The organism is Pseudaeromonas aegiceratis, assembly GCF_046254905.1.
Taxonomy (GTDB): Bacteria; Pseudomonadota; Gammaproteobacteria; order Enterobacterales; family Aeromonadaceae; genus Pseudaeromonas; species Pseudaeromonas aegiceratis.
In genome coordinates this window covers 805,001-820,705 of sequence record NZ_CP158016.1, presented here as the reverse complement: position 1 = coordinate 820,705, position 15,705 = coordinate 805,001, and the positions used below count along the sequence as shown (strand labels likewise).

Genomic DNA, 15,705 nt, shown 5'->3' with positions numbered 1-15,705 from the left:
CTCAATCCGCCGGTGGCGCTATATAGACGCTAGTCCCGTCAAGACGCACCGGCCAGCTGCGCACGGCGGTGCCCGCCTCCTCCAGACAGCGGCCATCGCTGAGATTGAAGTGCTGCTTATACAGGGGCGAGGCCACCCAGGCCTCCCCCTGCAGATCGGCGATGAGACCGCGACTGAGGACAAAGGCCTTGCCACAGGGATCCCAGTTGTCCAGGGCGAACAGGCCGGGGGCCTGCTCGGGCACATAGAAGAGGGCCACCTGCTGGCCGCCCACCAGGGCGGCCACGCCGGTACCAGGGGTCAGTTGGTGCAGTTCACAGACTTTGGTCCAGCTCATACCAGCTCCTTGATATCAATCGGTTCGACGTCATCGACGGGGATGGCCTGACCACGCACCCATTGGCGCGCCGGTTGATAGGCCTGATCGCTGTTGATGAAGGGGGCGAAGCGGGCCCGCTTGGCGGGATCCTCTACCGCATTCTTCCACTCGCATTCGAAGGTGACCACCAGATGGGCCATCTGGGCTTCCAGTTCGGCCCCCAGCCCCAGGCGGTCCTCGATCACCACCGCCTTGAGGTACTCCAGACCGCCCTCCAGGTTCTCCATCCATACCGAGGTGCGCTGCAGGCGATCGGCGGTCCGCACGTAGAACATCAAGACCCGGTCGATGTAGCGGATCAGCTGCTCGTCGGTGAGATCCGTGGCAAACAGATCGGCGTGGCGCGGCCGCATGCCGCCGTTGCCGCAGACATAGAGGTTCCAGCCCTTGTCGGTGGCAATGACGCCTATGTCCTTGCTCTGGGCCTCGGCACACTCCCGGGTGCAGCCGGAGACGGCAAACTTGAGCTTGTGAGGGGCGCGCATCCCCTTGTAGCGGTTCTCGATGGCGATGGCCATGCCCACCGAATCCTTGACCCCGTAGCGGCACCAAGTGGAGCCAACACAGGACTTGACGGTGCGCACCGACTTGCCATAGGCCTGGCCGGTCTCAAAACCCGCAGCGATCAGCTCCTCCCAGATACCGGGCAGCTGATCCATGCGGGCACCGAACAGGTCAACCCGCTGGCCGCCGGTGATCTTGGTGTAGAGATCGTACTTCTTGGCCACCTGGCCGAGGACGATCAGGCCATCCGGGGTGATCTCCCCGCCGGGGATGCGCGGCACCACCGAATAGGTACCGTCTTTTTGCAGGTTGCCCAGGTAGGCATCGTTGGTGTCCTGCAGGGGTCTGTGCTGGGGCGCCAGCACCGGCTCGTTCCACAAGGAGGCCAGGATGGAACCCACCATCGGCTTGCACAGCTCGCAGCCGCGCCCCTGGCCGTGCTGGTGCAGCACCTGCTCGAAGGTCTTGAGCTCCTCGATCTTGATGATGTGGAACAGCTCCTGCCGGGTGTGGGCGAAGTGCTCGCAGACATGGTTGTTGGCCTCCATGCCCAGCTCCAGCAGCGTGGTGTCCACCACCTGCTTGACCAGGTTGGAGCAGCCACCACAGCCGGTACCGGCCTTGGTGCAGGCTTTGACGTCCGCCAGGGTATGGTTGCCCGCCTTCACCGCCGCGACGATATCGCCCTTGGTGACGTTGTGGCAGGAGCAGATGGTGGCGCTGTCCGGCAGGGTCAGCTTGGGCGCCCCGGCCTCGGCCCGCTCGCCCAGGATGAGATCCAGCGGCGACTCCGGCAGCGTCACGCCGTTGAGGTAATACTGCAGCAGGGTGTCGTATTCGGCGTTGTCCCCCACCAGGATGGCCCCCAGCAGCCGCTCACCGGTTTCGTCAATCACCAGCTTCTTGTAGATGCCGGTCTGCCGATCCAGGGTCAAGACCTCCCGGGCACCCGGAGCCTGGGCGTGGGAGTCACCGATGGCGCCCACATCCACCCCCATCAGCTTGAGCTTGGTGCTCATGTCGGCGCCGCCGAAGGTCTCGTCGCCGTCCAGCAGATTGGCCACCGCGGCCCGGGCCATCTGATAGCCAGGGGCCACCAGACCGAAGATGCGGCCGGACCAGAGGGCGCACTCGCCGATGGCCAGCACATCCGCCGCGCTGGTGCAGCAATGATCGTCGATGACGATGCCTCCGCGCTCACCCACCGCCAGGCCGGCGGTACGGGCCAGGCGATCCTCCGGCCGGATGCCGGCGGAGAACAGGATGACGTCCGTCTCCAGGTAGTGGCCGCCCTTGAACACCATGCGGTGGCGGGCCGTCTCGCCGTCGACGATGCAGTCGGTGGCGGTATCGGCATGCACCCGGACCCCCAGGCGCTCGATCTTCTCCTTGAGCAGCTCGCCGCCCACCGGATCCAGCTGCACCGGCATCAGGCGCGGAGCAAACTCGATGACGTGGGTCTCCAGCCCCAGCAGCCGCAGGGCGTTGGCGGCCTCCAGCCCCAGCAGGCCGCCGCCCACCACCACACCGGTGCGGCCACCGGCGCAGGCATCGCGGATGGCTTCCAGATCCGACAGGGTGCGGTAGACGTAGCAGCCATCCCGCTCATGGCCCGGGATGGGCGGCACGAAGGGATAGGAGCCGGTGGCCAGCACCAGTTTGTCGTACTCGTAGACCTCGTCATGCAGCGTGGTCACCCGACGGGCGCCTGTGTCCAGCCCCACCACGGCGGAGGAGAGAATGAGATCCACCCCCTGCTGGGCATACCAGTCCGGGTCGGCCATCTGCAGCTCCTTGGGCGCCCGACCACCGAACACCTCGGACAGGTGCACCCGGTCGTAGGCGCTGTCGGGCTCGGCCCCCAGCACGGTCACCTGATAACGCTCCAGTCCGCCGGCCTTCACCAGCTGCTCGATGAAGTGGTGGCCTACCATGCCGTTGCCCACCACCACCAGTCGTTGTTTGTTCATCTGCATATCCCTCTTTGCTTACGCCACAGCGGCCTTGCTGTCGGCCTTGCTCTTGAGCCGGGTCACCTTGCTGTGCTTCTCGTAGAGGAAGCTCAGCACCTGCTGACGCAGGTGGTGGTAGTCGGGGTTGTCCGCCAGGGCCACCCGATCCCGGGGCCGAGGCAGAGTGATGTCGAGGATCTCGCCTATGGTGGCGGCCGGGCCATTGGTCATCATGACGATACGGTCGGAGAGCAGCACCGCCTCGTCCACGTCATGGGTGATCATGATGACGGTGTTGTGCAGCTCGGCCTGGATCTCCATCAGGGCATCCTGCAGGTGAGCCCGGGTCAGGGCATCCAGGGCGCCGAAGGGCTCGTCCATCAGCAGCACCTTGGGTTGCAGGCTCAGGGCTCGGGCGATACCCACCCGCTGCTTCATGCCACCGGAGATCTCATGGGGCTTCTTGTCCAGGGCGTGATCCATCTGCACCAGTGAGAGGTAGTAGCGCACCTGCTCGTCGATCTGCGCCTTGCCGGCCCCCTTCATGACCTGGCGTACCGCCAGCTCCACGTTCTGGTAGACGGAGAGCCAGGGCAGCAGGGCGTGGTTCTGGAACACCACGGAGCGCTCCGGGCCGGGGCCTGCCACCTCGCGGCCGTCGAGTATGATGCCGCCGGCGGTGGGATCGTTAAGGCCGGCCACCAGGTTCAGCACGGTACTCTTGCCGCAACCGGAGTGACCTATGAGGGAGATGAACTCACCCTTGGCAATCTTCAGGTTGACGTTTACCAGGGCATCGAACCACCCCTTGGGGGTGGCAAAGCGCATGCCCACGTCACTCAATTCCAGGTAGTTGCTAGTCATTTGACGCTCCTTGTCTCGTCTTAGCGCAGATCGCTGCGCTTGTCCCAGGACAGCCACTTCTGCAGTTGCAGCATGCCGCGGTCCAGCAGGAAACCGATAAGGCCGATTGTCACCACGGCCACCATGATGCGGGCCAGGGACTGGCTGCTGCCGTTCTGGAACTCGTCCCAGACGAACTTGCCCAGCCCGGGGTTCTGCGCCAGCATCTCGGCGGCGATCAACACCATCCAGGCCACCCCCAGCGACAGGCGCAGGCCGGTGAAGATCATGGGCACCGCCGAGGGCAGCACTATCTTGCGCACATGGGTCAGGGGGTCGAGCTTGAGCACCCGGCTGACGTTGCGCAGATCCGGATCTATGTTGGCCACCCCGACCGTGGTGTTGAGCAGGGTCGGCCACAGGCTGCACAGGGTGACGGTGAAGGCCGAGTTGATGAAGCTCTTGGACAGGAGCGGATCGTCACTGGCATACAGGGCACTCACCACCATGGTCACCAGGGGCAGCCAGGCCAGGGGCGAGACGGGTTTCAAGATCTGCACTATCGGGTTCACCGCCTGATAGAGGCTATGGTTCAGCCCCAGCACTATGCCGGCCGGAATGGCAATCAGCACGGCGATGACAAAGCCGGTAGCCACCGTCACCAGGCTGGTGCCGATCTGCTGGAAGAAAGTGGGTCGGCCGGTATAGGGGCGGATCTTCACCTGGGCCTGGGGATCCGCCGCCAGCTTCTTGGCATTGCGGGCCTCCTGGCGGGCATAGAAGGCGTCGGCCTTCTCCTGCTCCTGCACATGCTCCTGATACAGGACGACAAACTGCTGGGCGGTGGCCGCCGGTCCCGGCAGGGTGCCCAGGCTGGTCTGCACCTGGCTGGCGCCCATCTGCCACAGGCAGAGGAAGGCCAGGATCCCCAGCAGGGGCAGGAACAGACCGCGCCAGGGCAGCGCCAGCTTGCGGGTGGCGCCCAGGGCGCCACCGAAGGATTTCAAGATTGCTTGCATGGGAGATCTCCTGTCCGCCGCTTAAGGCTGCTCATCGCCCTTGAGGCCGATGGGGAACTGCTTGAGGTAGTCATTGGGCTTGTGGCCGTCGTAGGTGACGCCGTCGATGAAGTGGTTGTCCGGCGCCTTGAAGCCCGTCTCGCTGGCAAAGTCCGGGAAGTCGCTGGCCTTCAGCTTGCCCTCGGCGATCAACTCCTCGGCCGCCTGACGGTAGATGTCCGGACGATAGACCTGCTTGGCGATGTCCATGTACCAGCTGTCCGGCTTGCCCTCGGGGATCTGGCCCCAGCGGCGCATCTGGGTCAGATACCAGATGGCGTCCGAGTAGTAGGGATAGGTGGCGTGCTCGCGGAAGAAGACGTTGAAGTCCGGCGCCGGACGCTTGTCCCCCTTCTCGAACTCGAAGAAGCCGGTCATGGAGTTGGCAATCACCTGCTCGTCCGCCCCCACGTAGTTGGGCTTGGCCAGCAGCTTCACCGCCTCGGCGCGGTGAGCGTTGTTGTTCTCATCCAGCCAGTAGGCGGCGCGGATCAGCGCCTTCACCACGTGGATATGGGTGTTGGGGTACTTCTCGGCCCAGGCCTTGGAGACGCCGAACACCTTCTCCGGGTTGCTGTGCCAGACCCCCTGGTCGGTCACCACGGGCACACCTATGCCCTTGAACACGGCGGCCTGGTTCCAGGGCTCACCCACGCAGTAGCCATAGATGGTGCCGGCTTCCAGGGTGGCGGGCATCTGGGGCGGCGGCGTCACGGAGAGCAGCACATCGGCCTGCAACTGACCGGCGTTATCCCCCTTCTTGGGGGCATAGTAGCCGGGGTTGAGGCCACCGGCTGCCAGCCAGTAGCGCAGCTCGTAGTTGTGGGTGGAAACCGGGAACACCATGCCCATGTTGAAGGGCTTGCCCTGCTCCTTGTACTGCTTGACCACGGGGGCCAGGGCATCGGCCTTGATGGGATGCACCGGCTTGCCGTCGGCGCCCTTGGGCACATTGGGCTTCATCTGTTCCCAGATGGAGTTGGACACGGTAATGGCGTTGCCGTTGAGATCCATGCTGAAGGCGGTGATGACCTCGGCCTGGGTGCCGATGCCGATGGTGGCCCCCAGGGGCTGGCCGGCCAGCATGTGGGCGCCATCCAGCTCGCCGTCGATGACCCGATCCAGCAGTACCTTCCAGTTGGCCTGGGCTTCCAGGGTCACGTACAGGCCTTCGTCCTCGAAGTAGCCCTTCTCATAGGCCACCGCCAAAGGCGCCATGTCGGTCAGCTTGATGAAACCGAACTTGAGATCTTCCTTCTCCGGCTCGCCCACCTTGGCCTGGACGGCTTGGCTGAGCAGCATGGTGGCGAGGGTGGCGGTGAGCAGGCGCTGGGTGTGCTTCATGTTTCTTCTCCCTGAAACGAAAAACGCCTTGTGGACCAGAGGTCTCACAAGGCGTCTTTGCCGAAATTCGTCATCTTGGTGGGGATGGACCGCCGTTGGCCGCAAACCCCATTCGCTCAATCACTATTCAGGTTCTATGCCAAACCCTGCCGGAGCCAAAAACATAGAAAATAAAGCCATCTTTGGACTCAATCAAACCCCTTTGATACCATTGGTGTACCCAAGACTGCACCAGTTATGGGCGGTCGCACCAAGTCTGGCGCTCCGGCTGGCGCACCGCCGTTGACCCCGGCCCCTCGCCATGGCTATGGTGAAGTCCCCTCGACACCCCAGGTAAGTCCCATGCACCCCAACACCCCCTTCACCCCCGAGCAGCAGGCCGGCCTGTACCGCGCCATCTACGAGCGGCGGGACGTGCGCGCCCAGTTCCTGCCCGATGCCATTCCTCCTGAGGTGCTGGCCCGGCTGCTGCACGCCGCCCACCACGCCCCCTCCGTGGGTTTCATGCAGCCCTGGGATTTTATCCTCATTGAGGATCGAACTACCCGACAGGCGGTGAAGGAGCTGTTTGACGAGGCCAACAGCGCCGCCGCCAGCCGGTTTGCCGCCGAGGGACGCGAACAGCAGTACCGCCGGCTCAAGCTCGAAGGCATTCTCGACAGCCCACTGAACCTGTGCATCACCTGCGATCGCAGCCGGGGCGGCCCGAATGTGCTGGGACGCACCAGCATCTTGGAGATGGACTTGTTCAGCGCCTGTCTCGCGGTACAGAACCTCTGGCTGGCCGCCCGGGCCGAAGGCATAGGCGTGGGCTGGGTGAGCATCTTGGATAACGACCGGCTGGCGCAGTTGCTGGGCCTACCGGAGCAGGTCTACCCCCTGGCCTACCTCTGCCTGGGTTATGTCAGCGAGTTCTTGCCGCAGCCCGAGCTGCAGACCCTGGGCTGGCGCCAGCGCCTGCCGCTGGAGAGCCTAATCCACCAGGATCGCTGGGACGCCCCCCTGGCCCAGGGGCCTTTGCAAACCGCCTTGGATGAAATGGAGCCCACCCCGCCGGCCAAGACGACAACGGCGCCCTAAGGCGCCGTTAAACGAAGGATGAGCACTGGTTCAATCGGCATCCTGTTCCTGCTTGGCCAGCAGGCGGCGGGCCAACTCCCCCAGGCTCAGACTGTGCTGCATGGCCGCCGAGCGCAGGGCCTGGTAGGCAGCCTCCTCGTCCAGGCCGTGCTGCTTCATCAGCACCCCCTTGGCCCGCTCAACCCACTTGCGCTCCGCCAGTTTCTGCTCCAGCGCCGCCATCCGCTGCTGCTGCTGGGCGCGGGCCCCCTGCTGGGTGCGGGCCAGCTTGATCCAGGCTTCGACGGGTTCCTTGTCCCCCAGCTTGTGGGGCACCAGGGTCACGCCGGCGGCCAACAGCTGCTGCTGTAGGTGATCGGGCAAGGCGTCGGCAAACAGCACCACAGGCAGACCGCGCTCCGCCAGGGTGGTGGCCAGCAGGCGCCACTCGGCGGTGAGCCGCTTGCAGTCCAGCATCAGACCGTCGGCCCCCTCCGCCTGTGACCAGGGGTCCCGCGCCGCCAGGGGCACAGGCTCGTGGCCGTAACGGCTCAGCAGCAGGGCCAGACGGTTGGCCTGGGCCAGCTCGTCGGCAAAAAACAGAATGCGGGAAAAGCTCATGACCGCTCCATGGTCAGCGGGGCTCAGGCGACACGGCGCCAGCTTTGCACAGCCAGGCGCTGCAGTTGCTCACGCAGCATCACCACCTCCCCCAGTATCATCAACACCGGGCTTTGCCCCTTGAGGGCCAGCGCCTGCTGCGACAAGGCAGACAGACAGCTGGTGATCACCTGCTGGCGGGCGCTGGTGCCGGCCACCACCAGGGCCACCGGCAAGTCCGGCGCGGCACCGGCAGCCAACAATCCCTGCTCGATCCGCGCGGCCTGCTCCAGGCCCATGTAAAATACCAAGGTTCCGCCGCCCTTGACCAGCGCCTGCCAGGGGGCAAAGCAACTGCCATCCTGCAGATGGCCAGTCACCAGGGTCACGGAGCGGGCCAGTCCTCTGTGGGTCAGGGGGATCTGGGTCGCCGCCCCGCAACCCAAGGCCGCCGTGATCCCCGGCACCACCTCATAGGGGATGCCGGCCTCGGCCAGACTCAGGGCCTCCTCGCCACCCCGGCCAAAGACGAAGGGATCACCACCCTTGAGCCGCACCACCCGCTTGCCCCGCAGGGCCTGCTGCACCAGCAGCCGGTTGATGGCCCCCTGACTCAGGCTGGGGGCACCACAGCGCTTGCCCACATCAAACTGCTCCGCCGAGGCAGGAATGAGCGCCAAAATCTCCTCCCCTACCAGGCGATCAAACACCACCACCTCGGCCTGTTGCAGCCGGCGCAACGCCTTCACCGTCAGCAGCTCCGCATCCCCGGGCCCCGCCCCTACCAAGGCAACAAATCCATCCATGGCACTCTCCTTATTCGGCGTAACTGACACGACAGCTGATGAGCAGCTTCTCCAGCTCGCCCACGCAGGTACCGCAATTGGTGCCGCACTTGAGACTGGCTTGCAGCCCAGACAGTTCATGGATCCCCTGCTGCTCAATGGCCTCACGGATCTGCTTCTCGCTGACCCGGAAACAGGAACAGACCATGCGACTGTCCCCTGCCAGGGCCTGCTCTATGGTGGCCGACAGGGTGCTGGCGGATAAAGGCACCTTGAGCAGACCGGCCAGCAGGCTGGTATTGACCTGCCATTGGCTGTCGCCCGCCAGCAGCAGACCGTGGATCCGCCCCTGCTTGAGCAGCACCGCCACCCAACCATCCCCCTTGAGGGGCAACCGCAGCCAGTGACCCTTACGGGCCAGCACCTGCCACAGCGCCTCCCGGCTGCAGGCGTCATCGGCCAGCAGGCGACACTCGCCACCGTCCACCGGCCGCCGACTCCACCACCGGGGCACGAAGGACCACTCAGGCTCATGGACTCCCACCCAGACCCCCTGCCAGCGCGCATTGAAGGGGGTGGCCAGCACCCGGGTCTGCTTGAACTGAGGCTGGCCGGAGACAGGATCCGTCACCGGTGCCACCAGACGGTTCACCCCGCCGGCCGCGGTGAAGCTGTCACTCCAGTGCATGGGCATGAAGGCCTCGTTGTCCGCCAGGGCATCGTCGCGCTCCAGCCGCGCCAGCACCTCGCCCCGTGGCGACCTAAGATGCACCAGCTGGCCGGCCTCCAGGCCAGATTGCAGCAGGGTATGGTGATTGACCGTAACACGCGGATAGGGCTCTGCCTCCATCAGCCGGGGCAGATGACCGGTGCGGGTCATGGTGTGCCACTGATCCCGCAGGCGGCCGGTGTTGAGCAGCCAGCCCTCTTCCCGCTCAAGCACAGGCGCCTGCGGCACTGTGGGGATGAGCCGCGCCTTGCCATCCGGCGTGGAGAAATGACCATTGGCAAACAGGCGGCGACTATCGCTCGTCTGACCGGTCGGCACGGGCCATTGCTGCGGCGCCAGTTCGTCATACGCCTCGGCACTCAGCCGGGCCAGGCCGCCCAAGTTCAGCTGACGCAGTCCGTCATTCTCAAAGGCGGTCAGGGCGGCAAACTCGGACCAGATGGCGTGGGTATTGGGATAATCGAATGCCTCGGCGAAGCCCATGCGCTTGCCCACCTCGGCCAGGGCCCACCAATCGGGCCGGGCCTCACCGGGCGGGGCGGTGAAGGCCCGTTGCCGGCTGATGCAGCGCTCCGAGTTGGTGACGGTCCCCTCCCGCTCCCCCCAGCCGGCGGCAGGCAGCAACAGGTGGGCGAATTTGGCGGTGTCCGTGTTGTCCGTCATCTCGGAGACGATCAGGAACTCGCAGTTGGCCAGCGCCTCGCGCACCCGGGCGGAGTCCGGCAGCGAGATGGCGGGGTTGGTGGCGATGACCCACAGGGCCCGCACCTCGCCCTTACGCACCGCCTCAAACAACTCAACTGCCTTGTGACCGGGACGGGTGGCGATCCGTGGCGAACCCCAGAAGCGCTGCACCCGCTCGCAATCGGCCGCGTTAAAGCCCATATGAGCCGCCAGCTGGGTCGCCAAGCCACCGACTTCGCGGCCACCCATGGCATTGGGTTGGCCGGTCATGGAAAAAGGCGATGCGCCGGGTTTGCCTACCCGGCCGGTGAGCAGATGGGCATTGATGATGCTGTTGCCCTTGTCGGTCCCCTGGTTGGACTGGTTGACCCCCTGGCAGAACAGGGTCACGGTGCGGGGGCGCTCAGCAAACCAGCGGTAGAAGGCCTGCAGATCAGTCGGGTTGAGGCCGCAGGTTTGGGCGATGGTCGCCAGTTCATAGGCAGGATCATCCAGCAAGGTGGTCAGCTCAGCCAGCCCCTGGACATGAGCCCGGACATAGGCCTCATCCACCTTGCCCACTTCAAACAGATAACGGCACAGACCGTTGAACAGCCAGACGTCCGTGCCCGGCAACAAGCCAAGATGCAGGTCCGCCTGCTCGGCGCTCATGGTCTTGCGGGGGTCCACCACCACCAGTTTCATCTGTGGCCGCTTGGCCCGGGCCTGCTGGATACGCCTAAAGATGACCGGATGTGTCCAGGCGGTATTGGCCCCCACCAGCACCAGCAGATCGCACTGCTCCAGATCCTCATAACAGCCAGGTACCACGTCCTCGCCAAAGGCGCGGGTGTGAGCCATCACAGCCGACGACATGCACAGGCGGGAGTTGGTATCTATGTTGGCCCCGCCAATGAAGCCCTTCATCAGCTTGTTGGCCACATAGTAATCCTCGGTCAGCAGCTGGCCTGAGACATAAAAGCCGATGGCCTCGGGGCCCGACTCGGCGATGATCTGATTAAAGCGCGAAGCAATCTCGTCCAACGCTACATCCCAGCCAAGGTGACGACCGTCTAGTCGCGGGTACAACAAGCGCCTTGGGTAGGCCATGGTCTCCAGCAGGGAGCTGCCCTTGATGCACAAGGCGCCCTTGTTGGCCGGATGCTCCGAATTGCCGGTCAGGACAGTGCCGTCCTGAATGGTGATACCGCAGCCTACTCCGCAGTAGGCACATGTGGTGTGCGTCGTTTGGCTCATCCTGGCCCCCCAATAGCAAAAGGCGCCCAACCCGCCGAGCGGGTGGACGCCTGTGTCCGTAGATGCATCTTGACTATATCTTTGATGGTTTCTCAGAAAGCATTTCTTATGCCACGAAAAATAATGAGAAATTCAGTGGTTCAGCAACCACCTGTCCGATTGTCTCCCTAATCTGGCGCACCAAAAACAGGATAGGCACCAAAACAAAACGCCCGTCGAATGACGGGCGTTTCTTTAGCAAACCAGGAAATTACTTGGCAGGCTTAACGTAGGTAACCGGCTTCTCGCCACGTACGTCCAGATAGAATTCGAACATGCCATCGGCATCCGGAGTGATCTTCACTTCTTCGAACTTGGAGTTGGGGTTCAGCACAACCGGCTCACCGTTCAGCTCGAATACGCCGGGGGCTTCAACGTAACCAAAGTTGGTGCCCGGAGTCCAAGCGGAGTCAGCGAACTTGAACTTGTAGGGAGCGTAATCGACCTTCAGCTCAGCCTTGGCCATGTACACGCCGTCTTCAACCTTTTGAACCAGGAACTCGGGCTTGGCAGCCCAATCATTCATTTCACCGCGCAGGTAGATGGGCTTGCCAAATACATCGGCACCACCGGCACCAGCAGTAGCACCACCGGCAGCAGCGCTGTCACCATTGGAGGCACAACCAGCCAGAACCAGCGCGCCCACTGCAAACATAGAAGTCAGAAATTTCTTAAACATGATCGTTCCTTCGCTAAAGTAGTTATGTGATAAGGGAGAGGGTCTACTCAACCCTACGGCGCTCATTAAAACAAAACTATTCGAAGGAAAAACCTGCCGACTTCACAATCTTTGATACAGAAAGTTACCGTCGAATTAGCCTGGGATCGGGATCCACTTATGACTCATTTCCCCTAAAAATAAAAAGCAAAACCCCGACCAAAGCCGGGGTTTTTAATGGGGTGTTTGACGGTGTCCTACTCTCACATGGCGAATGCCACACTACCATCGGCGCTACAGCGTTTCACTTCTGTGTTCGGCATGGGAACAGGTGGGGCCACTGCGCTAAGGCCATCAAACATATTCGTGGTGCTGATACCCAGAGTCGAACTGGGGACCTCACCCTTACCAAGGGTGCGCTCTACCAACTGAGCCATATCAGCACGCAATCTGGCGCGATATCCGGAGCGTCCGGTATCAAAATTGGGTGCCTGGCGGTGTCCTACTCTCACATGGCGAATGCCACACTACCATCGGCGCTACAGCGTTTCACTTCTGTGTTCGGCATGGGAACAGGTGGGTCCACTGCGCTATTGCCGCCAAGCAAATTCTTATCGATTTGTCCGGAACAAATCGAAACAGCCGTAGGCTGGCCCGATAGGGTGAGGTTCAGGACGAACCGAATAATCCGAAAAGCTGAATTCTGTTCTACTAACACTGCTACAAGGTCTAAGACCTCTTGGGTGTTGTATGGTTAAGCCTCACGGGTAATTAGTATGGGTTAGCTCCACGCATCACTGCGCTTCCACACCCCACCTATCAACGTCGTAGTCTTCGACGGCCCTTTAGGAGGTTCAAGACCTCAGGGATGACTCATCTCAGGGCTCGCTTCCCGCTTAGATGCTTTCAGCGGTTATCGATTCCGAACTTAGCTACCGGGCAGTGCCATTGGCATGACAACCCGAACACCAGAGGTTCGTTCACTCCGGTCCTCTCGTACTAGGAGCAACTCCCTTCAATCATCCAACGCCCACGGCAGATAGGGACCGAACTGTCTCACGACGTTCTGAACCCAGCTCGCGTACCACTTTAAATGGCGAACAGCCATACCCTTGGGACCAACTTCAGCCCCAGGATGTGATGAGCCGACATCGAGGTGCCAAACACCGCCGTCGATATGAACTCTTGGGCGGTATCAGCCTGTTATCCCCGGAGTACCTTTTATCCGTTGAGCGATGGCCCTTCCATTCAGAACCACCGGATCACTATGACCTGCTTTCGCACCTGCTCGACCTGTCCGTCTCGCAGTTAAGCTGGCTTATGCCATTGCACTAACCTCCTGATGTCCGACCAGGATTAGCCAACCTTCGTGCTCCTCCGTTACTCTTTGGGAGGAGACCGCCCCAGTCAAACTACCCACCAGACACTGTCCTCACCCCGGATAACGGGGCCAAGTTAGAACATCAAACATACCAGGGTGGTATTTCAAGGTCGGCTCCACGACAACTAGCGTCATCGCTTCTAAGCCTCCCACCTATCCTACACAAGTAGGTTCAATGTTCAGTGTCAAGCTGTAGTAAAGGTTCACGGGGTCTTTCCGTCTAGCCGCGGGTACACTGCATCTTCACAGCGATTTCGATTTCACTGAGTCTCGGGTGGAGACAGCGTGGCCATGGTTACACCATTCGTGCAGGTCGGAACTTACCCGACAAGGAATTTCGCTACCTTAGGACCGTTATAGTTACGGCCGCCGTTTACCGGGGCTTCGATCAAGAGCTTCGCTTGCGCTAACCCCATCAATTAACCTTCCGGCACCGGGCAGGTGTCACACCCTATACGTCCACTTTCGTGTTTGCAGAGTGCTGTGTTTTTGTTAAACAGTCCCAGCCACCTGGTCACTGCGGCTGCCATCAGCTCTGTGAGCAAGTCACTTCACCAACAACAGCGTACCTTCTCCCGAAGTTACGGTACTATTTTGCCTAGTTCCTTCACCCGAGTTCTCTCAAGCGCCTTGGTATTCTCTACCCGACCACCTGTGTCGGTTTGGGGTACGGTTGTCTGTAACCTGAAGCTTAGAGGCTTTTCCTGGAAGCGTGGCATCAGCAACTTCCCATCCGTAGATGGTTCGTCTCGGGTCTCGACATTGTGTCTCCGGATTTGCCTGGATACACTGCCTACCGCCTTTCACCAGGACAACCAACGCCTGGCTTGCTTAGCCTTCTCCGTCCCCCCATCGCAGTTACAGCCAGTACGGGAATATTAACCCGCTTCCCATCGACTACGCTTTTCAGCCTCGCCTTAGGGGCCGACTCACCCTGCCCCGATTAACGTTGGACAGGAACCCTTGGTCTTCCGGCGAGGAGGCTTTTCACCCCCTTTATCGTTACTTACGTCAGCATTCGCACTTCTGATATCTCCAGCATGCCTTACGACACACCTTCGCAGACTTACAGAACGCTCCCCTACCACTCAATCTATTGATTGAATCCGCGGCTTCGGTGCCTGGTTTGAGCCCCGTTACATCTTCCGCGCAGGCCGACTCGACTAGTGAGCTATTACGCTTTCTTTAAATGATGGCTGCTTCTAAGCCAACATCCTAGCTGTCTGAGCCTTCCCACATCGTTTCCCACTTAACCAGAACTTTGGGACCTTAGCCGGCGGTCTGGGTTGTTTCCCTCTTCACGACGGACGTTAGCACCCGCCGTGTGTCTCCCGGATAGTACTTACTGGTATTCGGAGTTTGCATGGAGTTGGTAAGTCGGGATGACCCCCTAGTCCAAACAGTGCTCTACCCCCAGTAGTATTCGTCCGAGGCGCTACCTAAATAGCTTTCGGGGAGAACCAGCTATCACCGAGTTTGATTGGCCTTTCACCCCTAGCCACAAGTCATCCCCTAACTTTGCAACGTTAGTGGGTTCGGTCCTCCAGTACCTGTTACGGCACCTTCAACCTGCCCATGGCTAGATCACCCGGTTTCGGGTCTACTCCCAGCGACTAGTCGCCCAGTTAAGACTCGGTTTCCCTACGGCTCCCCTATTCGGTTAACCTCGCCACTGAAAGTAACTCGCTGACCCATTATACAAAAGGTACGCAGTCACCCCACAAGGAGGCTCCCACTGCTTGTACGTACACGGTTTCAGGTTCTATTTCACTCCCCTCACAGGGGTTCTTTTCGCCTTTCCCTCACGGTACTGGTTCACTATCGGTCAGTCAGTAGTATTTAGCCTTGGAGGATGGTCCCCCCATGTTCAGACAGGATATCACGTGTCCCGCCCTACTCGTTTTCACGCTGATGTCGCTTTCGTGTACGGGACTATCACCCTGTATCGTCGGCCTTTCCAGGACCGTTCCACTAACTCCATCAACGCTTAAGGGCTGCTCCCCGTTCGCTCGCCGCTACTGAGGGAATCTCGGTTGATTTCTTTTCCTCGGGGTACTGAGATGTTTCACTTCTCCCGGTTCGCCTCGCAACACTATGTATTCATGTTGCGATACTGAGTAAACTCAGTGGGTTTCCCCATTCGGACATGGTTGGCTATAACGCTTCTTACCAGCTCACCAACCCTTTTCGCAGGTTAGCACGTCCTTCATCGCCTCTGACTGCCTAGGCATCCACCGTGTACGCTTAGTCGCTTAACCATACAACCCCAAGAAGTCTTTCGACTCTCGACGTCGCACACAAGGACTGTGTTACAACTTTGTTTTCGCCAAGAAGTTCCAAGACACTTGTAACAGTATTTAGAACTTTTGAATCAGCTTTCCAGATTGTTAAAGAGCAGATTTCATTAAGAAATCAAACCGATAGCCTGATTTTTCAGGATATGAGTTTGCGTT

General features: G+C 61.2%; 10 protein-coding genes, 1 tRNA gene and 3 rRNA genes. 1 reads left to right on the top strand and 13 read right to left on the bottom strand.

What is annotated here, in order from left to right; all coding sequences use genetic code 11:
• Position 1: 1 nt before the first annotated feature.
• From nirD to ABHF91_RS04080, 5 genes are read right to left on the bottom strand one after another with little or no spacing between them, the layout of a single operon-like run.
• The gene (gene nirD / locus ABHF91_RS04100) at positions 2-337 is read right to left on the bottom strand and encodes a nitrite reductase small subunit NirD (RefSeq protein WP_409422194.1); all 336 of its coding nucleotides are present in this window, start codon (positions 335-337) and stop codon (positions 2-4) included.
• Positions 334-2,853 (bottom strand): nitrite reductase large subunit NirB, encoded by a 2,520-nt coding sequence (gene nirB / locus ABHF91_RS04095; RefSeq protein ID WP_409422193.1) that lies wholly within the window; start codon positions 2,851-2,853, stop codon positions 334-336. Before nirB ends, nirD begins: the two co-directional genes overlap by 4 nt.
• 18 nt (positions 2,854-2,871) lie before the next feature.
• A complete protein-coding gene (locus ABHF91_RS04090) occupies positions 2,872-3,699 on the bottom strand; it encodes an ABC transporter ATP-binding protein (protein WP_345013880.1) in 828 nt (275 codons plus the stop codon).
• 20 nt (positions 3,700-3,719) lie between these two features.
• Positions 3,720-4,697 (bottom strand): ABC transporter permease, encoded by a 978-nt coding sequence (locus ABHF91_RS04085; protein ID WP_409422192.1) that lies wholly within the window; start codon positions 4,695-4,697, stop codon positions 3,720-3,722.
• Positions 4,698-4,718: 21 nt separating this feature from the next.
• Entirely contained in the window at positions 4,719-6,080 is a 1,362-nt protein-coding gene (locus ABHF91_RS04080; protein WP_409422191.1) for a CmpA/NrtA family ABC transporter substrate-binding protein, read from the bottom strand.
• A 342-nt stretch (positions 6,081-6,422) separates the two neighbouring features.
• On the opposite strand from ABHF91_RS04080, the gene bluB reads away from it, so the two are divergent.
• Positions 6,423-7,160, top strand: a complete 738-nt coding sequence (bluB, locus tag ABHF91_RS04075; protein WP_409422190.1) for a 5,6-dimethylbenzimidazole synthase — start codon at positions 6,423-6,425, stop codon at positions 7,158-7,160.
• Between the two features lie 30 nt (positions 7,161-7,190).
• On the opposite strand, the gene ABHF91_RS04070 is transcribed toward bluB, so the two are convergent.
• The 8 genes from ABHF91_RS04070 to ABHF91_RS04035 all read right to left on the bottom strand — a co-directional run bounded on the left by ABHF91_RS04070 (position 7,191) and on the right by ABHF91_RS04035 (position 15,510).
• Positions 7,191-7,760, bottom strand: coding sequence for an ANTAR domain-containing response regulator (locus ABHF91_RS04070; protein ID WP_409422189.1), 570 nt, complete (start codon positions 7,758-7,760; stop codon positions 7,191-7,193).
• A gap of 23 nt (positions 7,761-7,783) precedes the next feature.
• A complete protein-coding gene (cobA, locus tag ABHF91_RS04065) occupies positions 7,784-8,545 on the bottom strand; it encodes a uroporphyrinogen-III C-methyltransferase (protein ID WP_409422188.1) in 762 nt (253 codons plus the stop codon).
• Positions 8,546-8,555: 10 nt separating this feature from the next.
• A complete protein-coding gene (locus ABHF91_RS04060; RefSeq protein ID WP_409422187.1) occupies positions 8,556-11,174 on the bottom strand; it encodes a molybdopterin-dependent oxidoreductase in 2,619 nt (872 codons plus the stop codon).
• Between the two features lie 250 nt (positions 11,175-11,424).
• Positions 11,425-11,892, bottom strand: coding sequence for a pullulanase (locus ABHF91_RS04055; protein WP_409422186.1), 468 nt, complete (start codon positions 11,890-11,892; stop codon positions 11,425-11,427).
• A 223-nt stretch (positions 11,893-12,115) separates the two neighbouring features.
• Positions 12,116-12,230: ribosomal RNA gene (gene rrf, locus ABHF91_RS04050) — 5S ribosomal RNA — on the bottom strand.
• Positions 12,231-12,238: 8 nt separating this feature from the next.
• A tRNA-Thr gene (locus ABHF91_RS04045) sits at positions 12,239-12,314 on the bottom strand.
• Positions 12,315-12,360: 46 nt separating this feature from the next.
• Positions 12,361-12,475, bottom strand: a 5S ribosomal RNA gene (gene rrf, locus ABHF91_RS04040).
• A 146-nt stretch (positions 12,476-12,621) separates the two neighbouring features.
• Positions 12,622-15,510 (bottom strand): 23S ribosomal RNA (locus ABHF91_RS04035).
• Positions 15,511-15,705 lie beyond the last annotated feature (195 nt).